This window comes from Streptomyces sp. NBC_01450 (assembly GCF_036227505.1).
Lineage (GTDB): Bacteria > Actinomycetota > Actinomycetes > Streptomycetales > Streptomycetaceae > Streptomyces.
This window is the reverse complement of the sequence record NZ_CP109480.1, coordinates 5,744,627-5,765,373: the sequence shown is the minus strand read 5'-3', so window position 1 is coordinate 5,765,373 and position 20,747 is coordinate 5,744,627. Positions and strand designations below refer to the sequence as shown.

General features: G+C 71.7%; 16 protein-coding genes. 7 read left to right on the top strand and 9 right to left on the bottom strand.

Annotation, left to right across the window (positions count from 1 at the left end):
• Positions 1-114 precede the first annotated feature (114 nt).
• Both metG and OG568_RS25615 read right to left on the bottom strand, forming a co-directional pair.
• A complete protein-coding gene (gene metG, locus OG568_RS25620) occupies positions 115-1,839 on the bottom strand; it encodes a methionine--tRNA ligase (protein ID WP_329533268.1) in 1,725 nt (574 codons plus the stop codon).
• Between the two features lie 162 nt (positions 1,840-2,001).
• Positions 2,002-3,753 (bottom strand): VWA domain-containing protein, encoded by a 1,752-nt coding sequence (locus OG568_RS25615; protein ID WP_329533267.1) that lies wholly within the window; start codon positions 3,751-3,753, stop codon positions 2,002-2,004.
• 242 nt (positions 3,754-3,995) lie between these two features.
• On the opposite strand from OG568_RS25615, the gene OG568_RS25610 reads away from it, so the two are divergent.
• Entirely contained in the window at positions 3,996-6,071 is a 2,076-nt protein-coding gene (locus OG568_RS25610) for a PhoX family protein (protein WP_329533266.1), read from the top strand.
• 13 nt (positions 6,072-6,084) lie between these two features.
• Here OG568_RS25610 and OG568_RS25605 read toward each other — a convergent pair whose 3' ends face one another.
• A complete protein-coding gene (locus tag OG568_RS25605; RefSeq protein ID WP_329533265.1) occupies positions 6,085-7,026 on the bottom strand; it encodes a LysR family transcriptional regulator in 942 nt (313 codons plus the stop codon).
• Positions 7,027-7,226: 200 nt separating this feature from the next.
• Here OG568_RS25605 and snpA point away from each other — a divergent pair, with 200 nt between their 5' ends.
• Positions 7,227-7,901, top strand: coding sequence for a snapalysin (gene snpA / locus OG568_RS25600; RefSeq protein ID WP_266432380.1), 675 nt, complete (start codon positions 7,227-7,229; stop codon positions 7,899-7,901).
• A gap of 123 nt (positions 7,902-8,024) precedes the next feature.
• Here the strand turns inward: snpA and OG568_RS25595 are convergent, their stop codons facing one another.
• The 3 genes from OG568_RS25595 to OG568_RS25585 form a co-directional block, all read right to left on the bottom strand.
• The gene (locus OG568_RS25595; protein WP_329533264.1) at positions 8,025-9,968 is read right to left on the bottom strand and encodes an FUSC family protein; all 1,944 of its coding nucleotides are present in this window, start codon (positions 9,966-9,968) and stop codon (positions 8,025-8,027) included.
• Between the two features lie 38 nt (positions 9,969-10,006).
• Positions 10,007-11,014 carry an endonuclease/exonuclease/phosphatase family protein gene (locus OG568_RS25590; RefSeq protein ID WP_443077768.1) on the bottom strand — a complete coding sequence of 336 codons (1,008 nt, stop codon included), beginning with the start codon at positions 11,012-11,014 and terminating at the stop codon, positions 10,007-10,009.
• A gap of 71 nt (positions 11,015-11,085) precedes the next feature.
• A complete protein-coding gene (locus OG568_RS25585) occupies positions 11,086-11,871 on the bottom strand; it encodes an alpha/beta fold hydrolase (RefSeq protein ID WP_329533263.1) in 786 nt (261 codons plus the stop codon).
• A gap of 114 nt (positions 11,872-11,985) precedes the next feature.
• On the opposite strand from OG568_RS25585, the gene OG568_RS25580 reads away from it, so the two are divergent.
• Positions 11,986-13,326, top strand: coding sequence for an aminotransferase-like domain-containing protein (locus tag OG568_RS25580; protein ID WP_329536451.1), 1,341 nt, complete (start codon positions 11,986-11,988; stop codon positions 13,324-13,326).
• Here the strand turns inward: OG568_RS25580 and OG568_RS25575 are convergent.
• Both OG568_RS25575 and OG568_RS25570 read right to left on the bottom strand, forming a co-directional pair.
• On the bottom strand, positions 13,241-14,140 hold the full coding sequence (locus OG568_RS25575) for a hypothetical protein (protein WP_329533262.1): 900 nt from the start codon (positions 14,138-14,140) through the stop codon (positions 13,241-13,243). The two genes, OG568_RS25580 and OG568_RS25575, sit on opposite strands and share 86 nt — an antisense overlap.
• A gap of 241 nt (positions 14,141-14,381) precedes the next feature.
• The gene (locus OG568_RS25570; protein WP_329533261.1) at positions 14,382-14,840 is read right to left on the bottom strand and encodes a hypothetical protein; all 459 of its coding nucleotides are present in this window, start codon (positions 14,838-14,840) and stop codon (positions 14,382-14,384) included.
• A 154-nt stretch (positions 14,841-14,994) separates the two neighbouring features.
• Between OG568_RS25570 and OG568_RS25565 the strand changes: the two genes are divergently transcribed.
• The 3 genes from OG568_RS25565 to OG568_RS25555 all read left to right on the top strand — a co-directional run bounded on the left by OG568_RS25565 (position 14,995) and on the right by OG568_RS25555 (position 18,053).
• Entirely contained in the window at positions 14,995-15,630 is a 636-nt protein-coding gene (locus tag OG568_RS25565; protein WP_329533260.1) for an NAD(P)-dependent oxidoreductase, read from the top strand.
• A 32-nt stretch (positions 15,631-15,662) separates the two neighbouring features.
• The gene (locus tag OG568_RS25560) at positions 15,663-16,898 is read left to right on the top strand and encodes a PP2C family protein-serine/threonine phosphatase (protein WP_443077882.1); all 1,236 of its coding nucleotides are present in this window, start codon (positions 15,663-15,665) and stop codon (positions 16,896-16,898) included.
• A gap of 87 nt (positions 16,899-16,985) precedes the next feature.
• Complete coding sequence (locus OG568_RS25555; RefSeq protein ID WP_329533259.1) at positions 16,986-18,053, top strand: hypothetical protein; 1,068 nt, start codon at positions 16,986-16,988, stop codon at positions 18,051-18,053.
• A 121-nt stretch (positions 18,054-18,174) separates the two neighbouring features.
• Here OG568_RS25555 and OG568_RS25550 read toward each other — a convergent pair whose 3' ends face one another.
• Positions 18,175-20,133 carry an Ig-like domain repeat protein gene (locus OG568_RS25550; RefSeq protein WP_443077767.1) on the bottom strand — a complete coding sequence of 653 codons (1,959 nt, stop codon included), beginning with the start codon at positions 20,131-20,133 and terminating at the stop codon, positions 18,175-18,177.
• Between the two features lie 245 nt (positions 20,134-20,378).
• On the opposite strand from OG568_RS25550, the gene OG568_RS25545 reads away from it, so the two are divergent.
• Positions 20,379-20,744 (top strand): hypothetical protein, encoded by a 366-nt coding sequence (locus tag OG568_RS25545; RefSeq protein WP_266432364.1) that lies wholly within the window; start codon positions 20,379-20,381, stop codon positions 20,742-20,744.
• Positions 20,745-20,747 lie beyond the last annotated feature (3 nt).

The window sequence follows — 20,747 nt, the reverse complement described above, 5'->3', positions numbered from 1 at the left end:
TGGTCAAGAGCATGTCACCAGCGGGGTCGGTTTCCGGCCGAAGGGTGAGACGGACGGCGGGAAAAGAGAGGGGCCCGGCACCGCTTCGGTGCCGGGCCCCTCCCTATGACGTCACTACTCCGGCGCGCCGCCGAAGCGCTCCTTGTACGACTCCAGGTCCTCGTCCGTGATCTTGGCGAAGAGGACCGGGGGAACCGTGAAGGGGGTGCCCGCAGGGACGGCCGAGAGGGACCTCGCCTCGTCCGCCGATACCCACACCGCCGTGTCGTCCGCCAGCGCGAACGCCGAGCGCATCGCGCGGGAGGACGCGGGGATGAAGGGCTCCGAGACCACCGAGTAGAGGTGGATCAGGTTCATCGCCGTGCGCAGGGTCAGGGCCGCGCCGTCCGGGTCGGTCTTGATCTCCAGCCAGGGGGCCTTCTCCTCCAGGTAGGAGTTGCCCGCCGACCACAGGGCGCGCAGCGCAGCCGCGGCCTTGCGGAACTGGAGGGCCTCCATCTGGGTCTCGTACTCGGCCAGCAGGCCCGCGATCTCCTCGCCGAGCTTCGCCTCCGCCTCACCCGCCGCGGAGCCCGCCGGGACCTCCTCGCCGAAGCGCTTCTTGGAGAAGGACAGGACGCGGTTGACGAAGTTGCCGAGGGTGTCGGCCAGGTCCTTGTTCACCGTGGCGGTGAAGTGCTCCCAGGTGAAGGACGAGTCGTCCGACTCGGGGGCGTTGGCGATCAGGAAGTAGCGCCAGTAGTCCGCGGGCAGGATGTCCAGCGCGTGGTCGGTGAAGACACCGCGCTTCTGGGACGTGGAGAACTTCCCGCCGTAGTACGTCAGCCAGTTGAAGGCCTTGACGTAGTCGACCTTCTTCCACGGCTCGCGCACGCCCAGCTCGGTGGCCGGGAACATGACGGTGTGGAAGGGGACGTTGTCCTTGGCCATGAACTCGGTGTAGCGGACGGGGTTCTCGCCCGAGTCCGCCTCGTACCACCAGGACTTCCAGTCGCGGTTCTCCGGGTCCTGGTCCGACCACTCCTTCGTCGCGCCGATGTACTCGATCGGCGCGTCGAACCAGACGTAGAAGACCTTGCCGTCCGCCGCCAGCTCCGGCCAGGTGTCGGCCGGGACCGGGACGCCCCAGTCCAGGTCACGGGTGATCGCCCGGTCGTGCAGGCCCTCGGTCAGCCACTTGCGGGCGATGGAGGAGGCGAGCTGCGGCCACTCGTGCTCGTGGCGCGCCACCCACTCCGAGACCTCGCTCTGCAGCTTCGACTGGAGGAGGAAGAGGTGCTTCGTCTCGCGGACCTCCAGGTCCGTCGAGCCGGAGATCGCGCTGCGCGGGTTGATCAGGTCGGTCGGGTCCAGGACGCGGGTGCAGTTCTCGCACTGGTCGCCGCGGGCCTTGTCGTAGCCGCAGTGGGGGCAGGTGCCCTCCACGTAACGGTCCGGGAGGAAGCGGCCGTCCGCCGGGGAGTACACCTGGCGGATCGCGCGCTCCTCGATGAAGCCGTTCTCGTTCAGACGGCGCGCGAAGTGCTGGGTGATCTCGCGGTTCTGCGGGCTGGAGCTGCGGCCGAAGTAGTCGAAGGCCAGCTCGAAGCCGTCGTACACCGCCTTCTGCGCGTCGTGCGCCTGTGCGCAGAACTCGTCGACCGGCAGGCCCTGCTCCTTCGCCGCCAGCTCGGCCGGGGTGCCGTGCTCGTCCGTCGCGCAGATGAAGAGGACGTCGTGGCCGCGCTGGCGGAGGTACCGGGAGTACACGTCCGCCGGGAGCATGGACCCCACCATGTTGCCCAGGTGCTTGATCCCGTTGATGTACGGAAGGGCGCTGGTGATGAGGTGTCGAGCCATCGCGGGCTGCTCCCAAGTCGCTACGTGGGGTGACGAGCGGCGGTTCAGGTCGTACCGTCGGTCGTCTTACGAACCTTGAAATCGTAGCCGACATGGGTGGGCCGCCCGCTTCCCCTTTTCAAGGGGTGGGAAACGGGCGGCCTCCGGCGGATCTTGCGGGGCTTACCGGCGCCAGTTCTCCAGTACGCCCTCGTAGACCTCCGCGTCGGTCAGCTCGCGCGGGGTCGGGCCCGCGTGGAAGAAGGCCGTGTTGTCGGTCTTCAGCTTGCGGAGGTAGTCGAAGGCCTTGTTGTCGTGCTCACCGAACGCGACGAACGAGAAGAACACCGTGGGGTGGTCCTTCGCCGCGTCCGTGAGGGACTGGGTGGCGGGGGTCTTGGCGTCCGGGGCGCCGTCCGTCTGGAAGATCACCAGGGCCGGGTCCGTGGTGCCGGACTTCTGGTGGTGCGTGACGACTTCCTCGACCGCGATGTGGTAGCTCGTACGGCCCATGCGGCCGAGGCCGGCGTGGAGGTCGTCGATCTTGTTCTCGTGCTCGGGGAGGGTGAGCTCGCCGGTGCCGTCCAGTTCGGTGGAGAAGAAGACGACCTGGACCTTGGCCTCGGGGTCGAGGTGGGCGGCGAGGGCGAGGGCCTGCTCGCCGAGGGCCTGGGCGGAGCCGTCCTTGTAGTACGGGCGCATGGACGCGGAGCGGTCGAGGACGAGGTAGACCTTGGCCCGGGTACCGGTGAGGTCCCTCTTCGCGAGGGCCGTTCCCGCTTGTTCGTAGGCGGTGGCGAGGTCGGGGGCGTGGGTCTTGACCTGGGCGAGGGGGGTGGCGGGGGTGCCGGTCGTCCCGGCCTCCGCTTCGCCTTCGGCCGGGTCTTCTTCCCCACCCGCACCATCCGTGACGCTTTCGTCGTCGGCTGCGGGTGGCCCCGCCGGGGGCTGCTCGTCGTCGGCGGCCGCGGGCTCGTTCGCGGGCTCGCTCGCGGACTCGTCCGTCAGCTCGTCCACCGGCTCGTCCGCCGCGGCCGCGACCGGTTCGGCGACCGGTTCCGCGACCGGTTCGGTGGGGGTGACCTCGGTGGTGACCTCGGCCGCGACCGGGGCGGGGGTTTCCTCGGCGACCGGCTCCGAGGGCTCCTCGACGGCAGGCGCCGGAACCTCTTCGGCCACGGGCTCGGTGGCCTCCTCGGCGACCGGCTCCGGGGCCTCTTCGGCGGCGGGTGCGGGGGCTTCTTCGGTGGCGGGTTCCGGCGTGGGCTCGGTGGCCTCCTCGGCGACCGGCTGCGGGGTCTCCTCGGCCACCGGGTCGGGAGCCTCTTCGGCCGTGGTCTCGGGGGTCTCGGCGACCGGCTCGGATGCGACCTCGGGCTCGGGTTCCGGCTCCGGCTCGGGCGCCTCCACCACTGCCTCGGGCTCGGGCTCGGCTTCGGTCACGTCTTCGACCTCGACCGGAACCTCGGGCTCGGCCTCGGGTGCGACCTCAGCCTCAACCTTGACCTCGGCCACCGGCTCAGGCTCGGTCTCGGTCTCGGTCACCGGCTCGGGGTCCGGAGCCGGTGACGGAATCGATGCGGAAAGGGAAGGGGAAGCGGAAGGGGAAGCGGTGGCCGGAGTCGGGTCCTCCTCGGGCGCCTTCTCCTCCCGCTCCTCCCGCACCGGCTCCGCCTGCTTGGGGACCGTGACGTTGTCGAAGGCCGCCGACACCAGCTCGTCCACCACGGACGGCTTGGGCTCCGGCTTCGGCTCCGACGAAGGTGCGGGGATCTTCGGCTCGGCCTCCTGGGCGGGAGCCGGCGTGGGCTCCGGCTCGGTGGCCGGGGCCGGGACCGTGGGGGCCGTAGCCTCCGTCGGCGAGGTCTCCGCGTCGGCGTCACGCCCCTGGCGTGAGCGGCCGAACGCGTTCCGCAGGAGAGTGAGAATGCCCATGTGCGCAACCCTTCGCATGAGTTGAAGCCGTCAATCCCTGGCCAGGACGGACACGTAAGGTTAGCGGCCGTCTCAGGCGATCTTGGGCAGGGTCGGGTACCGGCAGGTAGTGGTGTCAAGAGCGTTATCAAGACCTGTGCGGGAGTGGGAGGTTCACGTTCTGTTCATCCGGCCGCAGGGTGCTTGCACCCACATCCCCCTAGCGTCACGCTCACACCAAGGGTTCGTAAGGGGAGAGTAAAGTGCGCAGACTGCTGCCGTTGATCGGAACGCCCGGTTCGCATCCCGGTGGGCGATCCGCCCTGACCTGTCGGTTCCGCTGTGGTGACGCCTGCTTCCACGAGGTGCCCAACACCAGCGACAACGCGTACGTCGGTGATGTCATCGCCGGTGCGATCGGCCGCCGTTCGATGATGCGGGCCGCGGCCGTCGTCACGGTCGCCACGGCGACGGGTGCGGCGGTCGTCGGTACCGGCGCCCAGGCGGCCCAGGCGGCAGAAGGGGGTGCGGCGGCCCGTGCCGGACACGCGGCCGGCAAGGCCGCGCGCGGGCTCCGGTTCACGCCCGTCGCCCCGAACACCGCCGACGCCGTCACCGTCCCCGGCGGATATGGCCAGAATGTCGTCATCCGTTGGGGTGAGCCCATCCTGCGCGGCGCCCCCGCCTTTGACCCGGAGCACCAGACCGCCAAGGCCCAGGCCGGCCAGTTCGGTTACAACAACGACTTCCTCGCTCTTCTCCCGCTGCCCGGTGAGCGCGGGCGGCAGCTGCTCGTGGCGAACCACGAGTACACCGACGAGGTGCTGATGTTCCGCGGGTACGACCCCGCGAACCCCACCCGCGAGCAGGTCGAGGTGGCGTGGGCCGCACACGGTCTGTCCGCCGTCGTGGTCGAGGAGGACCGCGGGACCGGCAGGCTCACCGCCGTCACCCGGCACGCCCTCAACCGCCGCGTCACCGCCACCACCGAGTTCCGGCTCACCGGCCCCGCCGCCGGATCGGAACTGCTGAAGACCTCCGCGGACCCGACCGGGCGCAAGGTGCTCGGCACGCTCAACAACTGCTCCGGCGGCACCACTCCCTGGGGCACCACGCTGCACGGCGAGGAGAACTTCAACCAGTACTTCGCCAACGGGAGCCGTGACACCGACAAGCGGTACGGGCTCGGTACGGGTGCCACCGAGCGCAAGTGGGAGCGGTTCGACAAGCGGTTCGACGTGGCGCAGGAGCCCAACGAGTCGCACCGCTTCGGATACGTCGTCGAGTTCGACCCGTACGACCCGGCCTCCACGCCCCGCAAGCACACCGCGCTGGGCCGCTTCAAGCACGAGGCCGCGACCGTGCGGCTGACGGACGACGGGCGGCCCGTCGTCTACACCGGCGACGACGAGCGCTTCGACTACTTCTACAAGTTCGTCGGCAGCAAGCGGATGCGGCACGGTTCCTCGCGCTCCGTCCGGGAGCACAACCTCTCCCTCCTCGACGAGGGGACGCTCTACGTGGCCCGGCTGACCGGCGACTCCCCGGCGGCCGACATCGACGGGAGCGGGAAGCTTCCGTCGGACGGGGAGTTCGACGGCAGTGGTGAGTGGATTCCGCTGGTCACCGCGACCGCCCATGGCGCCGTCTCGCACGTGGACGGGATGACGGTCGAGGAGGTCCTCGTCTTCACGCGGCTCGCCGGTGACAAGGTCGGCGCCACCAAGATGGACCGGCCCGAGGACATCCAGCCCTCCCCGCACACCGGCAAGGTCTATGTCGTTCTGACCAACAACACCAACCGTGGCAAGGCCGGGTCCGCGGGCGCCGACGAGGCCAATCCGCGCAACGCGAACAAGCACGGGCACATCCTGGAGCTCACCGAGCGCCGAGGCCGCGCCGAGGCGACCACCTTCGGCTGGTCGCTGTTCCTCGTCGCGGGCGACCCGGCCGACCCCGCGACCTACTTCGCGGGCTTCCCGAAGGACAAGGTCAGCCCGATCTCCTGCCCGGACAACGTGGCCTTCGACCCGCACGGCAACCTGTGGATCTCCACGGACGGCAACCAGCTCGGCTCGCACGACGGCCTGCTGGGCGTGGCGACGAAGGGCGAGCGGCGCGGTGAGCTGAAGCAGTTCCTGACCGTGCCGACCGGGGCGGAGACCTGCGGTCCGATCATCCAGGACCGGCGGGTACTCGTCGCCGTCCAGCACCCGGGCGAGATCGACGGCGCGTCGGTGGAGAAACCCGCGAGCAACTGGCCCGACGGACCCGGGAAGATCGTGCGCCCGGCGGTCGTCTCGGTGTGGCGTACGGACGGGTGCGACATCGGGGTCTGAGGTTGTACGGGTCTTAGGGGAGGGCTGGGACGGGGTTGTCCACACCGCTGCGTTCCAGCCACTCCCGGTACGCGGGGGCCTGCTGTGCCGTCTCGCGGTACGCCTCCGCCAGGTCCGGATAGACGTCGTCCAGCTCGGCCTCGGTACGGGCCGCGAGCAGCAGACGTACGCCGAGGGGGTCGCCGTACAGTCTGCGGACCACCGTCTCGGGGCCGGACTGGCGGGTCGGCTGGCAGACCGTGACGACCTCACCGGTCGCCACCAGGGACGCCGTCGTGTGGTAATCGCCGTGCAGGACGCGGGGGTTGAGCCCGGCCGAGCGCAGCATCCGGTGCACCGCGTCCCACTCGCCATCGACCGTCGGGTCGATCATCCAGCGGTCCTCGGCCAGGTCGGAGAGACGGACGACGGAGCGCGCGGCGGCCGGGTGGTTGTTCGGCAGGGACACGAACTGGGGCTCGCGCTCGACCAGGACGCGCAGCCGCAGCCCGCCGGGGATGCGCAGCGGGCAGCCTTCGACCTCGTGCACGAAGGCGACGTCGAGGCGGCCCTCGGCGACCAGGTTGAGCAGGGCGTTGGCGGACACGTCCATCTGGAGGAGCGGTTCCTGGTGGCGTTCGCGCAGCCGGCGCAGCCAGCCCGCGAGGGCACGGCTCGCGGTGGAGCCGATGCGCAGCTGGGGTTCGTCCGCGGCGGCGGCCCGGGCCTCCGCGACCAGGGACCGCATCTCGGCCACCAGAGGGCGGGCCCGGCCGAGTACGACCCGGCCGAGCGGCGTTGGCCGGCACCCGGTACGTTCGCGGGTGAACAGCTCCCCGCCCAGCTCCTGTTCGATCCGCCGTAGCTGGGTGCTCAACGAGGGCTGGGCGACGCCGAGGTGGCGCGCGGCGCGGTGCAGGCTGCCGGTGTCGGCGATGGCGCACAGCGCGCGGAGATGCCGGACCTCAAGCTCCATGCCGTCGGAGCCTAAGTCGGAAGCGGGGGTTGCACCAGATGCACAAATCCCTTGCAACGCAGGCGAGTTGGGCGCTCCGGGACGGTGTGGACAGGTCCTCCCGATAGGGCTGTCCTATCGCCGATTGCCATCATCACAGCGGGCACACAGGCATCGACACTCACCGATGACGACTTCCCCCCCCCACACAAGGAGTCATCGTGCGACTCTCCCTGCCCATGCTCTCGGCCGTGGTCGGATTGGGCCTCACGGCCGCCACGTTCGGCGCGGTCCCGGCCACAGCGGCTCCCGCCCCCGCCTCCGCACCCGCCGCGTACGCCGGCTACTCCGGATCGGCCGCGGAGGCCAAGGCGAACCAGGCGTTCTTCCAGGCGGTCATCAGGTCCGTCGCCGAGAAGCGCGCCGCGAACCCGAGCAGCGCCGCCGCCGTCACGGTCGTCTACAACGCCTCCCGCGCGCCGTCCTTCAGCGCGGAGATAGCCCGCAGCACCCAGATATGGAACAGCGCGGTCTCGAACGTCAAGCTCCAGTCGGGTTCGGCGTCGAGCGCCGACTTCACCTACCGCGAGGGCAACGACTCGCGTGGCTCCTACGCCTCCACGGACGGTCACGGCAGCGGGTACGTCTTCCTCGACTACGCGCAGAGCGAGCAGTACGACCCGATCCGCATCACCGCGCACGAGACCGGCCATGTGCTGGGTCTGCCCGACCACTACACCGGTCCCTGCAGCGAGCTGATGTCAGGCGGTGGCCCCGGCCCGTCCTGCACCAACGCGATCCCCAACACGACCGAGCGCTCGCGCGTCAACCAGCTCTGGGCCAACGGTCTCGCGCAGGCACTGGACAAGGCGCTCACCAAGGCCGACGCCCGCTAGTCCGACAGGGCCCGGGCCGCCGAGCGGCGCTGAACCCGTACACATCCCCTCACCATTCCCCACCCCCCACAGGTGCGGGCCGTCCCCTGCACGGGCGGCCCGCACCTCCTGTTCCCGGGCCGGTCAGCGTGGCGAGGCGATGGCGCGGGCTGCCGCGACCTCCTGCCGCAGCGGCTCCAGCACACTGCCGCCCGGCCCCGTGAGATCCGTACGGACCGCGACGAGGGTGTCGGTCTCGCGCAGCCCGTCCGACAACTCCCGCAGTTGCAGCGCGACATGGGAGATCTCGGCCGGGGAGGGGCGCTGGGCTCCCTGCCGGATCCGTACCCCGGCGCCCGTGGTCGCGTCCACGATCCGCTCGGCCGCCACGACGAGCGGCAGCCAGGCGGCGGCGCGCCGGCCGCTCGGCGGCGGTTCGCTCAGGGCGCGCTGGAACTCCGTACGGATGGCGGACAGGTCGCGGTAGAGGCGGCGCCGCATCCGGGCGCGGGCGGCGGGGTCGACGGCCGTTCCGAAGGCGTACTCCACATAGCGGGCGGTGTCCGCGACCGCGTCCGCGAGGCGGTCGCCGACCCGGGTGTGCCAGCTCTCCGGCCACAGCAGATATCCGGCGACGAGGGCGATCGCGCACCCGATGAGGGAGTCGACGAGGCGTGGCACGAGGAGGGCGGTGCCCAGGCGGTTGAGGACGTCGGAGAGCAGGAGGATCACCGGGGTGACGGCGGCGGTCTGGTAGCCGTAGCCGCGTGGGCTGAGGGCCGGGATGAGCGGGCCGAGGACGCATATGACCGGCACGTCCCACCAGCCGAGGGGCACCGCGGCGAGTACCACGGCCGCGACGACGAGGCCGGCGACCGTGCCGAGCGCGCGCAGCAGCGCCCGGGAGAAGACCGATCCGAAGTCGGGCTTCATGACGAAGGTGATGGTGAGGGCGACCCAGTACGAGCGTGGCACCGGGACGAGGGAGACCAGGGCCTGGGCGAGGCCGATGCAGAGGGCGAGGCGCAGGCCGTAGCGCCAGGAGGCGGCGGACAGCAGGACGCTGCGGGAGGCGCGGGCGGCGCGGACGCGCAGGGCGGCGGGCCTGCCGAGGCGGTCGTCGACGTTTCGCAGGGACCCCTGACCGGCGGACCGGTCGCTGACGACGTCGGCGGCGTGCCGCAGTGCGTGGTCGACGGCGCGCGCGGTCTCGTTGGTGGGGACCGGGAGATTGAGTCCTATGGGGCCGGTGTAGCCGGTCTCGACGGCGTCGGCGAGGTGGCGCAGGGCGTCCGGGACCTCGGGGGCCAGCGGCTCGTTGAACTGGTGGGCGGCCGGGGCGGCTTCGATGACGGGCGTGATGGCGTTGAGCTCGGCGAGCAGCCGGGCGAGCTCGGGGCTGCGGCCGTGGTGGAAGGCGCGCCGGGCGAGGGCGAGGTCGTAGGACTCGTTGAGGGACTGGGTGACGGCGAGACGGACGTCGACGTACCGGTCGGTGCCGGATGCGGCGAGCAGGTCGGCGACGGTCCGGTAGGTGTGGGCGACGGCGGCCCGTTCGGGGATGCCCGAGCGCAGCGGCCAGGCGAGCAGAGCGAGGGCCAGCACGAGGAGGCCGCCGCCGGACATCAGCACGGGCGCGAGCCACCAGGACCCCGGCAGCGGAAGTCCGGCTCCGATGGCGCAGTTGAGCAGGAGCAGCAGGCTGGACACGGAGGCCACGGCGCCGATCGTCGAGATCATCCCGGAGACCAGCGCGACGCCGGTGACCGCGCCGACGGCGACCCAGCCGTGGCCGAAGACGAGCGAGCCGATGGTGACGCCGATCGCGCCGAAGAGCTGGGGGACCGCGATGTTGAGGATGCGCATGCGGTAGGCGTCCGCGGTGTCGCCGATGACGCCGGACAGGGCGCCCATGGAGGCGAGGGCGCCGTACGCGGGTTCGCCCGTCGCGAGGCCGATCGCCAGCGGCAGGGCCAGCGCGATCGCCGCGCGCCCGGTGGCGGCCCAGGGGATGGGGGCCCGCTGCGGCCGGAGGTTCCTGACCAGCCAGTCGGGAGGGGTGAGAACACTGGGCAACTGGCGGGGCATGGCCCCATTATGACCGCATCACACCACCGGCCCTGGGCTCATTTGTGCTGGTGAAGGGTGATATCGACGACGAGTGCGCGGTGGTCGCTGCCGGTGATGTCGAGGAAGGTGGCCGCGTTCGCGGAGAAGTCCCGGGAGACGAGGACGTGGTCGATCTGGGCGCCGAGGGTGGGGGTGGTGCGGGCGGGCCAGCTGGGGGCGCGCGGGGAGCCGGCGAGGCGGGCGCTGTCGCGCAGCCCGGTGTCGAGGACGTGGCGGAACGCGGCGTGGTCCTGGGAGGCGTTGAAGTCCCCGGCGAGGATGGTGGAGCGGTCCTTGCCCCCGGCGGCGTAGTCGCGCAGCTCGCCCAGTTCGCGCCGCCACAGCCCGACCTGCCCCGGCAGCGGCGGCATGGGATGCGCGAGCTGAAGCCGTACGGCATGCCCCTGTACGTCGGCCACGGCCCCCGGCATTCCCATCGTCCCGCGTACGCCGTCCGCCGCCGTGAGCGGGTACCGGCTGATGATCACGGATCCGTCGGATCCGGGGCCCTCGACGGACTCCCGGTACGGATAGGCGCCCGACGGGCCCTGGAGGGCCTTCTTGAGCGTGGCGGAGCACGTGTACTCGCACTCCTCCACGAACACGATGTCGGGCCGGTGCCGTTCGACGGCGGCGACGAGCGCGCGGGCGCCCTGTCCGAACTGCACGTTCGACGTCATCACCCGCAGCTCGGCGACCGGACTCCCGGTCGGCTCGGCGGTCTTGCCGTAGGGCTCGATGTACCAGGCGAGCGCGCCCAGCAGCAGCACACCCCACACCATCGTGATTCGCGAGCGGGCGAACAGGGCGAGCAGGAGTCCGAGGGCGGTCGGCGCGAGGAGCCACGGCAGAAAGGCGAGCAGTTGGGGCACGGGGGTGATGCCGTCGCTGTCGGCGCCCCGGCACCCGACCACCACACTCACCCCGGCCAGCAGCAGCCCGCCCGCCCAGGCCCCGATCCGCCGGCCCCCGGGCCGCTCCACCCGCTCCTTGGACCCCGCCGGGGCGGTCACCGCAGTCTCCAAGTCCGGGCCTGCCTTCCGCTCGTCTGCGTGGCGTGCCCGAATCCTCCCTCAAAGGCGGGTGGGACGTCTGCTCAGGCGTCGAGTGTGTCCAGGAAGTCCGCCAGCGCCCCGTTGAACTCCTCGGGCCGCTCCAGGTTCGGCAGGTGGGCCGCCGAGGCGATCACCCTGAGCGTCGAGTGCGGGAGCGCCGCGTGCATCGCCTCCGCGTCGCGGACGGGGGTGTACTCGTCGTCGGCGCCCACGACGACGAGGGCCGGAACGGTGACGCGGGTCAGCAGGTCGCGGTAGTCCGGGCGCTCCGCCCGTCCCCGCAGGGCCGCCGCCGCGCCCTCGGGCGGCGTGGCGGTCATCATGCGGCGCACGTGCGCCGCGACCTCGGGGTCCGCGTACGGCGCGACCATCTTGTACAGCACCTCGTCGGCGTAGCCGGTCATGCCCTCGCGCAGCAGCCGGTCCGCCATCGCGGCCCGCGCCTTTCTGCCCTCCGGGGTCTCGGCGGACGGGAACGTGTCGGCCAGTACCAGCCCGCGGATCCGCTCCGGGAACAGCCGGTAGCACTCCATCGCGATCTGGCCGCCCATGGAGAGTCCGGCGAGGACGAACCGGTCCACCCCGAGGTCGTCCAGCAGTGCGGCGATGTCCTCGGCGAAGGTGGCGAGGGGGGTGACGCCGGGGACCACCGCAGAGGCGCCGTAGCCGCGCAGGTCCGGGGCGATCACCCGCCGCCGCGAGGAGAACGCGGCGATCTGGGGGGTCCACATCGTGTGGTCGAAGGGGTGGCCGTGGATCAGGACGAGAGGGAGCGCCGCGGCATCGGCGGCGCCCCCTTTGTCCTCGTACGCGAGGAAGGGTGCCATGGTCACGACCCTAGGTCGGGCCAACCGCCCGGTGCAATAAGATCTTTGCCCTCGGTGCAATCCGAACGGGCGCCGCGGCACGAGCGATCCGAGACAAGGGGGAACGTTCACGTGGTGGACGACTACCGGCGTATCGCCGACCGGCTCGCCGACGACATAGCCGCCGGGCGGCTCAGGCCGGGCGAACGGCTGCCCCCGCAACGGGCGTTCGCCCGACGGCGCGGGATCGCCGGATCGACGGCCGGACGCGTCTACGCCGAACTGGTGCGGCGCGGACTGGTGGTGGGCGAGGTCGGGCGCGGCACCTTCGTCCGGGCCGCCCCCCTGCCCTCGGGACGCGCCCTCGCCGAGCCGTCCCCCGACTCCCCGGCCCCGCTCGTCAACCTGGAGCTCAACTACCCGTCCGTACCGGGCCAGTCGGAGCTGCTCACCCCCGCACTCGCCCCGCTGCTGCGCCCCGACGTCCTCACCGAGTCCCTGCGCACGGCTTCCGCCACCGGTACGCCCGCCGCCCGCGAGGCCGCCGCCGCCCTCCTCGCCACCCCGGGCTGGCGCCCGGCCCCGTCCCGGCTGGCCTTCGCGGGCAACGCCCGCCAGGCCATCGCCGCCGCGTTCGCCTCCCTCGTCCGGCCGGGCGGCCGTGTCGGCGTCGAGGCGCTGACGTACCCGCTGGTCAAGGAGATCGCCACGCGGCTCGGCGTCACTCTGGTGCCGCTGGCCATGGACGACGAGGGGCTGCGGCCCGAGGCGGTCACCGCGGCCCACCGCTCGGCACCCCTGTCCGCGGTGTACGTCCAGCCCACCGTGCACAATCCGACGTCCGCGACGATGGGGGACGCGCGTCGACGGCAACTGGCCGACACCGCACGCGACCTGGACCTCCCGCTCGTCGAGGACCGCATCTGGTCCTTCCTGCACACCGGCCCCGACCCCCTCGCCGCCCACGCCCCCGAGCGCACCTACCTCGTCGACAGCCTCTCCAAGCGGGTCGCGCCCGGCCTCACCGTGGGCTTTCTCGTCGTGCCCGAGGGCCGGGTCGAGGACGTGGCGGCGGCGCTGCGCTCCGGTGCCTGGACGGCGGGACGGTTCGCGCTGGAGGCCGCGGTGCGCTGGCTGGGGGACGGCACGGTCACCCGGCTGGTCACCGCCAAGCGGGCGGACGCGGCGCTGCGGCAGGGGCTGGTCGCCGAGCATCTCGCCGGGTTCCGTGTGCGGGCCGATCCGCGGGCTTACCACGTCTGGTGGGAGCTGCCCGCGCCCTGGCGGGCGGACACGTTCACGGCGGCGGCAGCGGCGCGCGGGATCGCGGTGACCCCGGGCTCGGCCTTCGCCGCCGCCCCGGCCGCCTCGGCGGGCGCTTCGGACGCCGTCAGGCTCGGACTCGGGTCGGTGGCTCCGTCGGAGCTGGCCCGGGCGCTCGGGACGCTCGCCGACGTCGCGCGTACGCGGCCGTGAGCAGGGCGGTCCCCGCCACCGTGAGGCCGAGCGCGAGCAGCGCCCAGGAGACCAGGCGCAGGGTGTCGGTGAGGGCGTCGTAGACCGCGCCCACCGCCGTGGGGGACACGTCGGGCGGCAGGTCGGCGAGGGTGAGCCGGCGGCCGACGGCCACCGCGACGCCGAGCAGCGCGGCGCCCAGCGCCGTGCCGAGCCCGGTGGCCAGCACCGCCTGTCTGCGGCACACCGCGACGAGGATGCCCGTCACGGCGAGGACGGCCGCTGCGACGGGCAGCCAGAATCCGGCGACTTCAAGCACGTGGAACCCTTTCCGGAGCTCGGCCAGATTCTCCGAGGGCAACACCGTGATCTCGGTGTGCGCGACGGGGATGCGGTTCGCCAACGGCACGTGCGCGTCGGCGAGTTGATTCCTGACCTGTTCGACGACCGGCCCGAGGTCGATCGTCACGGCCTCCTCGCGGTCGCTGCGCAGCGCCCGCATCACGGCCTCGTGCGCGGCCCGGTTCGCGGCCTGCCACGCCGTGTGGAACGCCGGTGACAGGGTGAACGAGCGCACCGCGTCCCGTACGAAGTGGTTCACCGGTGCCTGGAGCGGTGCCCGCACGTGGACTTCGTGCAGGATCCCGGTCGTGACGGCCGCGGCGATGGCCTCCCGTACGTCCGTGTCGGCGGCGAGCGGCTCCATCGCGGCCTCGTAGCGCTCGTCGTCGCCGATCCCGTACGCCGCCCAGGTCGACAGCGCGCCGAGGGGCGCCAACAGACAGGCGAGGGCGATCAGGACGGCCGACAGGGTGCTGCGCACACGAGGGGACACCCCATCAGGCAAGGCCGCGGGGGCGGCGGGCGCGAGCGGTGTGACTGCATATGGACGCAGACGACAAGCCGCTCCGGTGGAGAGCTCACCCGAACGGGTGTTACCTGGTTGTAGCGGCACTTCCCAGGGCTCCTGGGACCTGGTCCCAGGGGGTAGGTGAGTGAGGGAGGTGCACGAGGCCCCGGCAGGCTGCCGGGGCCTCGTGCACCATGGGCCGCCGCGTCAGCGACGCGCCGTTCCGTCAGTTCACCGGATGGCCGGCCGCGTCCTCGTGCGTGTAGTAGTGGTAGAAACTCCCCGCGAGCACGAGCACCGAGACCCCCAGCGCCACGAACGTGGAGCGCAGCACGGACTCGCCGGTCAGGCTGAAGAGGAACCCCAACGCGATGCCCGCGAACGCGGTCCACACCAGCGCGTGCAGTTCACGCCTGAGCACCGGCGCCAGCATGCGGACGCCGATGTAGGCGGCCGCGAACACGATCGCGCACACGAATCCGAACAGGACGTTCCAGCCCGTGATCGGTCCGGCGTCGCGCAGGTTGGCCGCCGCCCAGTACCCGTAGAGCAGCCCGCCGAGGACGGGCACCGCCCACTTCGCGACGGCGTGGGTGCGCGCGTCGAAGACGTCGGGTGCGCGGTGCGTTCGCGCCGCCCATGTCGAACCCGCGATTCCGGCCGTTCCCGCTGTACGTCCTGTCACCGCTGTGTGTCGTGTCCCTGACGCCGATGAGGCAGCTGGCGCGTGAATCATGGGAGCACTCCTCTCTCCTCGCCCCGGGTTCCAGGTCACACCCCGCCCGGGTCGCTGGCAAGTCGGGATGCGGGGGCTTTGGCCACGTGTTTCGCTGAATTCCATGAAGGTCGTACTCTTCGGCGCCACCGGCATGATCGGCAGTCGTATCGCCACGGAGGCGTCGGCGCGCGGGCACCAGGTCCTGGCGGTGAGCAGGTCAGGGCAGTCCCCGGTCCCCGGGGTCACGGCGACCGCCGCGGACGCCTCGGACCCCGTGAAGGTGACCGAGCTGGTGGCGGGCGCGGACGTGGTGGCGTCGGCCTGTGTGCCACCCAGGGACGGCACGGAACCCCGGGAACCGTTCCTGGCGCTGAACAGGGCGCTGGTGGAGGGCGTCCGGGCCGTCGGGGTGCGGCGGCTGGTCGTCGTGGGCGGGGCGGGCAGCCTGGAGGTCGCGCCCGGGCAGACGGTCCTGGACCAGCCCGGCTTCCCGGAGACCGTGCTGGCGGAGGCGCTCGCCCACCGCGACGCCCTCGACTTCTACCGCACGCTCGACGACCTCGACTGGACCTATGTCTCGCCCGCCGCCGACATCGCCCCGGGCCCCCGCACCGGCCACTTCCGCCTCGGCGGCGACCGGCTGCTCACCGACGAGCACGGCAACAGCCGGATCAGCGCCGAGGACTACGCCATCGCCTTCGTCGACGAGCTGGAGACGCCCGCCCACCCGCGCGCCCGGATGTCGGTGGCGTACTGACAAGGAAGGGGCGGTACGGCGATGTGGGCGCCCTGCGACGCATCCGAGACCTGTCACCGCTGCTCGGCCCGCCGCCCCCGGAGGAGCGCGACGACTCCGTCCAGCGGCAGAAGGTGCTGCGGCTGCGCGGCCACAGCGTCGCCTGGGTGCCGCCGCTGCTCCTGCTCATCGGCATCGGGCTGGCCGACTGGAACACCTCCGACCAGTTCCGGATCATCTCCTGGATCATCCTCGTCCCCGGCATCGCGGCGGCGATCTGCGGGGTGTGGACCACGGCGGTCTTCGCCTGCCTGTCGGTCGTCACCTACGTCGAGGTGGACGCGTCCTGGCAGCACCAGTACCAGACCGGCCTTCCCGACTTCATCCTCGTCAGCGTGGGCGGCGCCCTCGCGGTCCTGGCCTGTGCGGTCCGGGTCCGCAGCGAGCGGCGCATGCTGCACATGAGGGACGTCGCCGAGACGACCCGGCGCACCGTGCTGCGCCCGATGCCGCCGGGCTGGGGCGGCCTCGACCACGCGGCCGTGTACCTCGCCGCCGACAGCGAGGCCCGGGTCGGCGGGGACTTCTTCGACATCCAGCCGGGCCCCTGCGGCACCCGGCTGCTCCTGGGCGACGTGCAGGGCAAGGGGCTCGGCGCGGTGGAGGCGGCGGCCGCGCTGCTAAGCACGTTCCGCGAGGCGGCCTACCACGAACCCGTCCTGCGTACCGTCGCCGAACGCCTGGAGGTACGGATGCGTCGGCACATCGGCTACCGCAAGGCGGTCGGACACGACGACCACGACCGCTTCGCCACCGCCGTCCTGGTGGGTTTCCCCGACGACGGCCGGGACACCGTCGAGTTCGTCAACTTCGGTCACGAGCCGCCACTCGTGGTCGCGCCCGACGGCGTACGTGCCCTGCCGCCGGGCCACGGACTCCCGCTGGGCCTCTCCGAGCTGTCCCCCGACCAGCCGCTCGTCCTGACCGCCGTTCTGGTCCCCGGCGAGACCCTGCTCCTGGTCACGGACGGGGTGACCGAGGCCCGCGACGCCGACGGCGTGTTCTTCCCGCTGCTCGACCGGGTGACCCGCGCACGCACCGAGGATCCGCGCACCCTCGAGCCGCAGCACCTCGTCGAACTCGTCCGCGACGGCACACTGCGGCACTGCGGCGGGCACCTGGCCGACGACACCACGATCTTCGCGGTACGACGATGTGAGGGCCCGAACCAGGTGGTCTCGCCGAACGTGGCCCCGGAGGGCGAGGACAGGGGCACAACCCAGCCATAGGCGGGCGTTTGCCCGACTGGCGTCCCCTCTTTGCAGGCGCAGCGGTTACGGTGCTGGCGTACGTGATCGATGGGGAGGGAGGGAACCATGCCCGGAACCGTGCTGCTCCTCGCGGCCTCACCGGTGGGCAAAGGGCGTCTGGTGGACGCGGCGTCCGTGCTCCCCGTGCTCGCGGCGGTGTCCCCCGCGGTGCTGTCCGGCACGGAGACCGCGAACGTGGTGGAACTGGCCGACCCCTTGGAGCCGCAGGCCGTGCTGACCCGGCTGCGCGCGGCCGGCGCGACCCCCGGCCCGCTGACGATGTTCGTGACGGGCCAGCTCCAACTGGACCGCCGCCAGCGCCTGCCGCACCTCGCGCTGGCCCGCACCACGCCGTCGACCGTCCGCTACACGGCCTTCCCCTGGCACTGGATCAAGGAGGAGCTCCGGCTGCGCGCGCCGGGCACCACCGACCTCCTGGTCGACCTGCACGTGGACGCGGAGACCTGGGAGCACCTCGCGACGAGCCCCCTCACCGCGGGCACGGGGGTGGGCCTGTACGGCCGCGTCGCCCCGCCGCCGCCCCGGCGCTCGGTGGCGTCACCGGCGTACATGAAGGCGCTCGCCACGATCCTGCGCAGCGGCCGGCGGCCCGAACTCACACTGCTGCACCAGCAGTCGCTGGCCCGGGTGGAGGCCGAGAGCGGGTCGCCTGGGATCGTGCTGGCGGCGCCCGCGCGGCCACCCGTGGTCCCGGACCCGCATGCCGCGATCACCGCCGCCGCGCAGGCGGGCCGGCACGACGAGGCCGCGGCGCTCGCGGCGCGCTGGGAACAGGAGGCGGTCCGCGCCTGGGGCGTCGCCTCCGAACAGGCCCTGCACTGGGCGGAGGTCCGCGCGGACCTGGCGATGCTCGCGGGCGATCCGGTCGGCAGCTGCCGCACCTGGCTGGCGATCGCCGGGCACCGGCTGGCCGGGGGCCAGCCCGCCGACGCCCCGGCCGTGGAGTCGGCCGTGGACCGGGCCCACCACCAGTGGGGTCAGATAGCCGACTTCGCGCGGGCGGTCGAACTCGGCGCCATGCTCACCGAGTTGAGGATGCGCGTGCCGGGGCGCCGACGGGGCGCGCTGGACCACGTCCAGCGGCACCTCAGCAGACTCCAGGCGCGGGTGTGAGGGCAGGTCGGGAACAACGGTCCAAGACATGCGGAAGCCCGCCTTCCCCGGGGAAGGCGGGCTTCCGGGTCACGGCGCTGACGCATCAGCCGATGAGTCAGCCGACGAGTCAACCGATTGATCAGCCGGTGAAGATGAAGTACTTCCAGTCGCCGTGCGTCGTCGAGTTCACGTTGTCGCCCGACGTGCCGTTGTAGTACGAGGAACGCACACGCATCCGGTAGCCCGTCTCGTGGGTGCCGCCGAGCTGCACCTTGGACACGCCCGTGGAGCTCAGCTTGAAGTACTGGGTGCCCGCGTCGTACCAGGTGCCCTGGTAGTAGAGCTCCATCTCCAGCCGCTGCTGACGGTGCGGGTACGCCGTCATCGTCGTGGTGAACAGCGGGTCCTTGGACTTGTGGAAGTAGTAGTACGTGTGGCCGTACACCGACTTCTTCTTGTACTGGCCGCTGATCGCCGTGGACACCTTCACCTTGGCGCCGACGGTGCTGCTCACGGACTTCGACTTGTAGCGCGAGTCGCCCGCGAACTTCGCGGTGACCTTCGCGTCGCGCTTGAGGTCGAGCGTGACGGTGAGATTGCCCGAGGAGTTCACCTTGCCGGACTTCACCAGCTTGTTGGGCTTGTCGGAGCCGAACGGGTCGGCCCAGATCTCGACCGTGCGGTTCTTGTACGTCGACCCCAGATGCGCCGTGAACTTCACGTCGGTGCCGTACGCGTACACCTTGCGATTGTTGTTCAGGGTCAGCGTCGGGGTGGCGCGCGAGACCTCCACCGTGTCCGAGGCGGACGCCGGGGTGTGCGTGGCGTCACCCGCGTACTTCACGGTGTACTTCACCTTGCCGCCGGCCGGCGGGGTGTCCTTGAAGGAGAACTTGCCACCGGCGCCGAGGGTCTTGGTGCCCAGCGACTTCCCGTTCGGCGACTCCATGTCGGTGCGGGTGACGGTGAGCGGGGTCCCGGCGGGCAGCGCCAGACCGGAGGTGAGCTTGCCGCTGACGGTGAGGGACTTGGCCCGGGTGGCGGTGGCGGGTGCGTCGACCGTCAGGGTGGCGGCGTATTTGCGGGGCTCGTCGACGGCGTGGAACTCGGTGGACTCGTTGGACCCGGTCAGCACGAACAGCTTCCCGCCGTCGGCCGACCAGTTCATCGAGTGCCCGAACCACGGCATCCAGCTGGACGACAGGTTGCGGACGCTGGCGGGCTTGTCGGAGCCGCCGCTGAAGACATACGTGTCGCCGAGGTTGTCGGTGTCGAGGACGGTCGCCGCGACCGTGCCGTCCGGAGCGACGCTGACCGTCTCCGGTTCGTCGCGCACGGGGTAGGTGCGCACCTGCTCCAGGTCGGAGAGCCGGTACTCGGTGAGTGCCCGGTTCCCGGGCCCGGCCACGACGACGTTCTGGCCGTCCGGGGTGAGGGCCGCGTCGCGGTAGAAGCCGCCCTTCTCAGCGGAGACGCGGATCACCGGGGTACCGGAGGAGATGTCGTAGACGACGATCGGGGCGGAGCTGATGTGCGCGTCGAGCGCGAGCAGCGTGCCCGGGTTGTCGGGGTCGGCGTAGAGCTCGGGCGGGCTGGAGAAGTCGTGGCCGGCCGCCAGGTCGAGGGTCACCGTGGGCGTCTCGGCGGTCAGGTCGACCTCACCGAGCCCGGACTCCCACTGGTCGCCGTAGCCGAACCACAGCTTGCCGTCGGCGTAGGCGAGCCGGGAGGGGATGGTCTTCTCGCCGGTGGGGTACTCGGCGGTCTGGGTGAGTGTCGCCGTGTCGAAGGCGACGATCTTGTCGGCTCCCTGGACCGCCGCGTACAACGTGCCGGAGTCCGGGCTCAGTTCGAGGTCCCGGACCTGGGGCAGCCCGGTGAGCGAGGTGACGACCTTGCCGGTGTTGTCGGTGACGACGATCCGGTTTTGGTAGCGGTCGCTGAAGTAGAGCCGCTGGTGGACGCCATCGACGACCGTGTCGTCCGCGTCCGAGACCGCGATGGGCCTGGTGGTGTCGGCAGACGCCGCAGGCGCGGCGACGAGCACCGCGGAACTGAAGAGGACCGCCAGCGCTGTGGCGGCGGGAAGAGTGCGCATACGCACGCTGATTCGAACCCCCCGGTACGAAGTGTGGGTGCCACTGACACGGGTCGAGTGATGTCCCGGCCGTGCATGACCCGCGAGCCGTGTATGACCTGTGAGTCATGTGTGGCGAGTGGGCAAAGGTTAAGTCATGGCACTGACAACATGAGGCGCAGGGGTCACAGGAATGCGTGGGTGTGCCGCTCCGCCCCTGTCGAGAGCCTCCCCCGGCGTCAACTCCGGTGCCATGATGGTGAGTCATGACTGCTGAGGGGGAGGGTGTGGCGACCCGGGCCATCCGCGTGCGTCTGGACGGGACGGCGAGCGACAGCGATGTCGGCGCCCTGAAGAAGTGGCTGGAGCGGGAGAGGCCGCTGGAGCGGCTGGTCCAGCGGGGCGACCTCAGGATCGAGGAGCGCGCCGGGACCGATGAGCAGGGCACGCCCATGGGCGTCGGCATGGACATCGTGCTGGTGCTGATCGGGGCGGGCGCGGAGACGCTCTTCAAGGAGCTGCTCGCACAGGTCAAGAGCGCGGTGCGGGCCTGGAGCGACAACCGCGGCTCCGTGGAGAACGGGGATCCGCCCGAGGCCCGTGTCGATCCCCTGGGCTCCGACGAGAGGTAGTCG

Excerpts from the sequence above, each read along its gene's own strand:
- metG (WP_329533268.1), bottom strand. The coding sequence starts at position 1,839 with ATGGCTCGACACCTCATCACCAGCGCCCTTCCGTACATCAACGGGATC.
- OG568_RS25615 (WP_329533267.1), bottom strand. The coding sequence starts at position 3,753 with ATGGGCATTCTCACTCTCCTGCGGAACGCGTTCGGCCGCTCACGCCAG.
- OG568_RS25605 (WP_329533265.1), bottom strand. The coding sequence starts at position 7,026 with ATGGAGCTTGAGGTCCGGCATCTCCGCGCGCTGTGCGCCATCGCCGAC.
- OG568_RS25595 (WP_329533264.1), bottom strand. The coding sequence starts at position 9,968 with ATGCCCCGCCAGTTGCCCAGTGTTCTCACCCCTCCCGACTGGCTGGTC.
- OG568_RS25585 (WP_329533263.1), bottom strand. The coding sequence starts at position 11,871 with ATGGCACCCTTCCTCGCGTACGAGGACAAAGGGGGCGCCGCCGATGCC.
- OG568_RS25565 (WP_329533260.1), top strand. The coding sequence starts at position 14,995 with ATGAAGGTCGTACTCTTCGGCGCCACCGGCATGATCGGCAGTCGTATC.
- OG568_RS25555 (WP_329533259.1), top strand. The coding sequence starts at position 16,986 with ATGCCCGGAACCGTGCTGCTCCTCGCGGCCTCACCGGTGGGCAAAGGG.
- OG568_RS25550 (WP_443077767.1), bottom strand. The coding sequence starts at position 20,133 with ATGCGCACTCTTCCCGCCGCCACAGCGCTGGCGGTCCTCTTCAGTTCC.
- OG568_RS25545 (WP_266432364.1), top strand. The coding sequence starts at position 20,379 with ATGACTGCTGAGGGGGAGGGTGTGGCGACCCGGGCCATCCGCGTGCGT.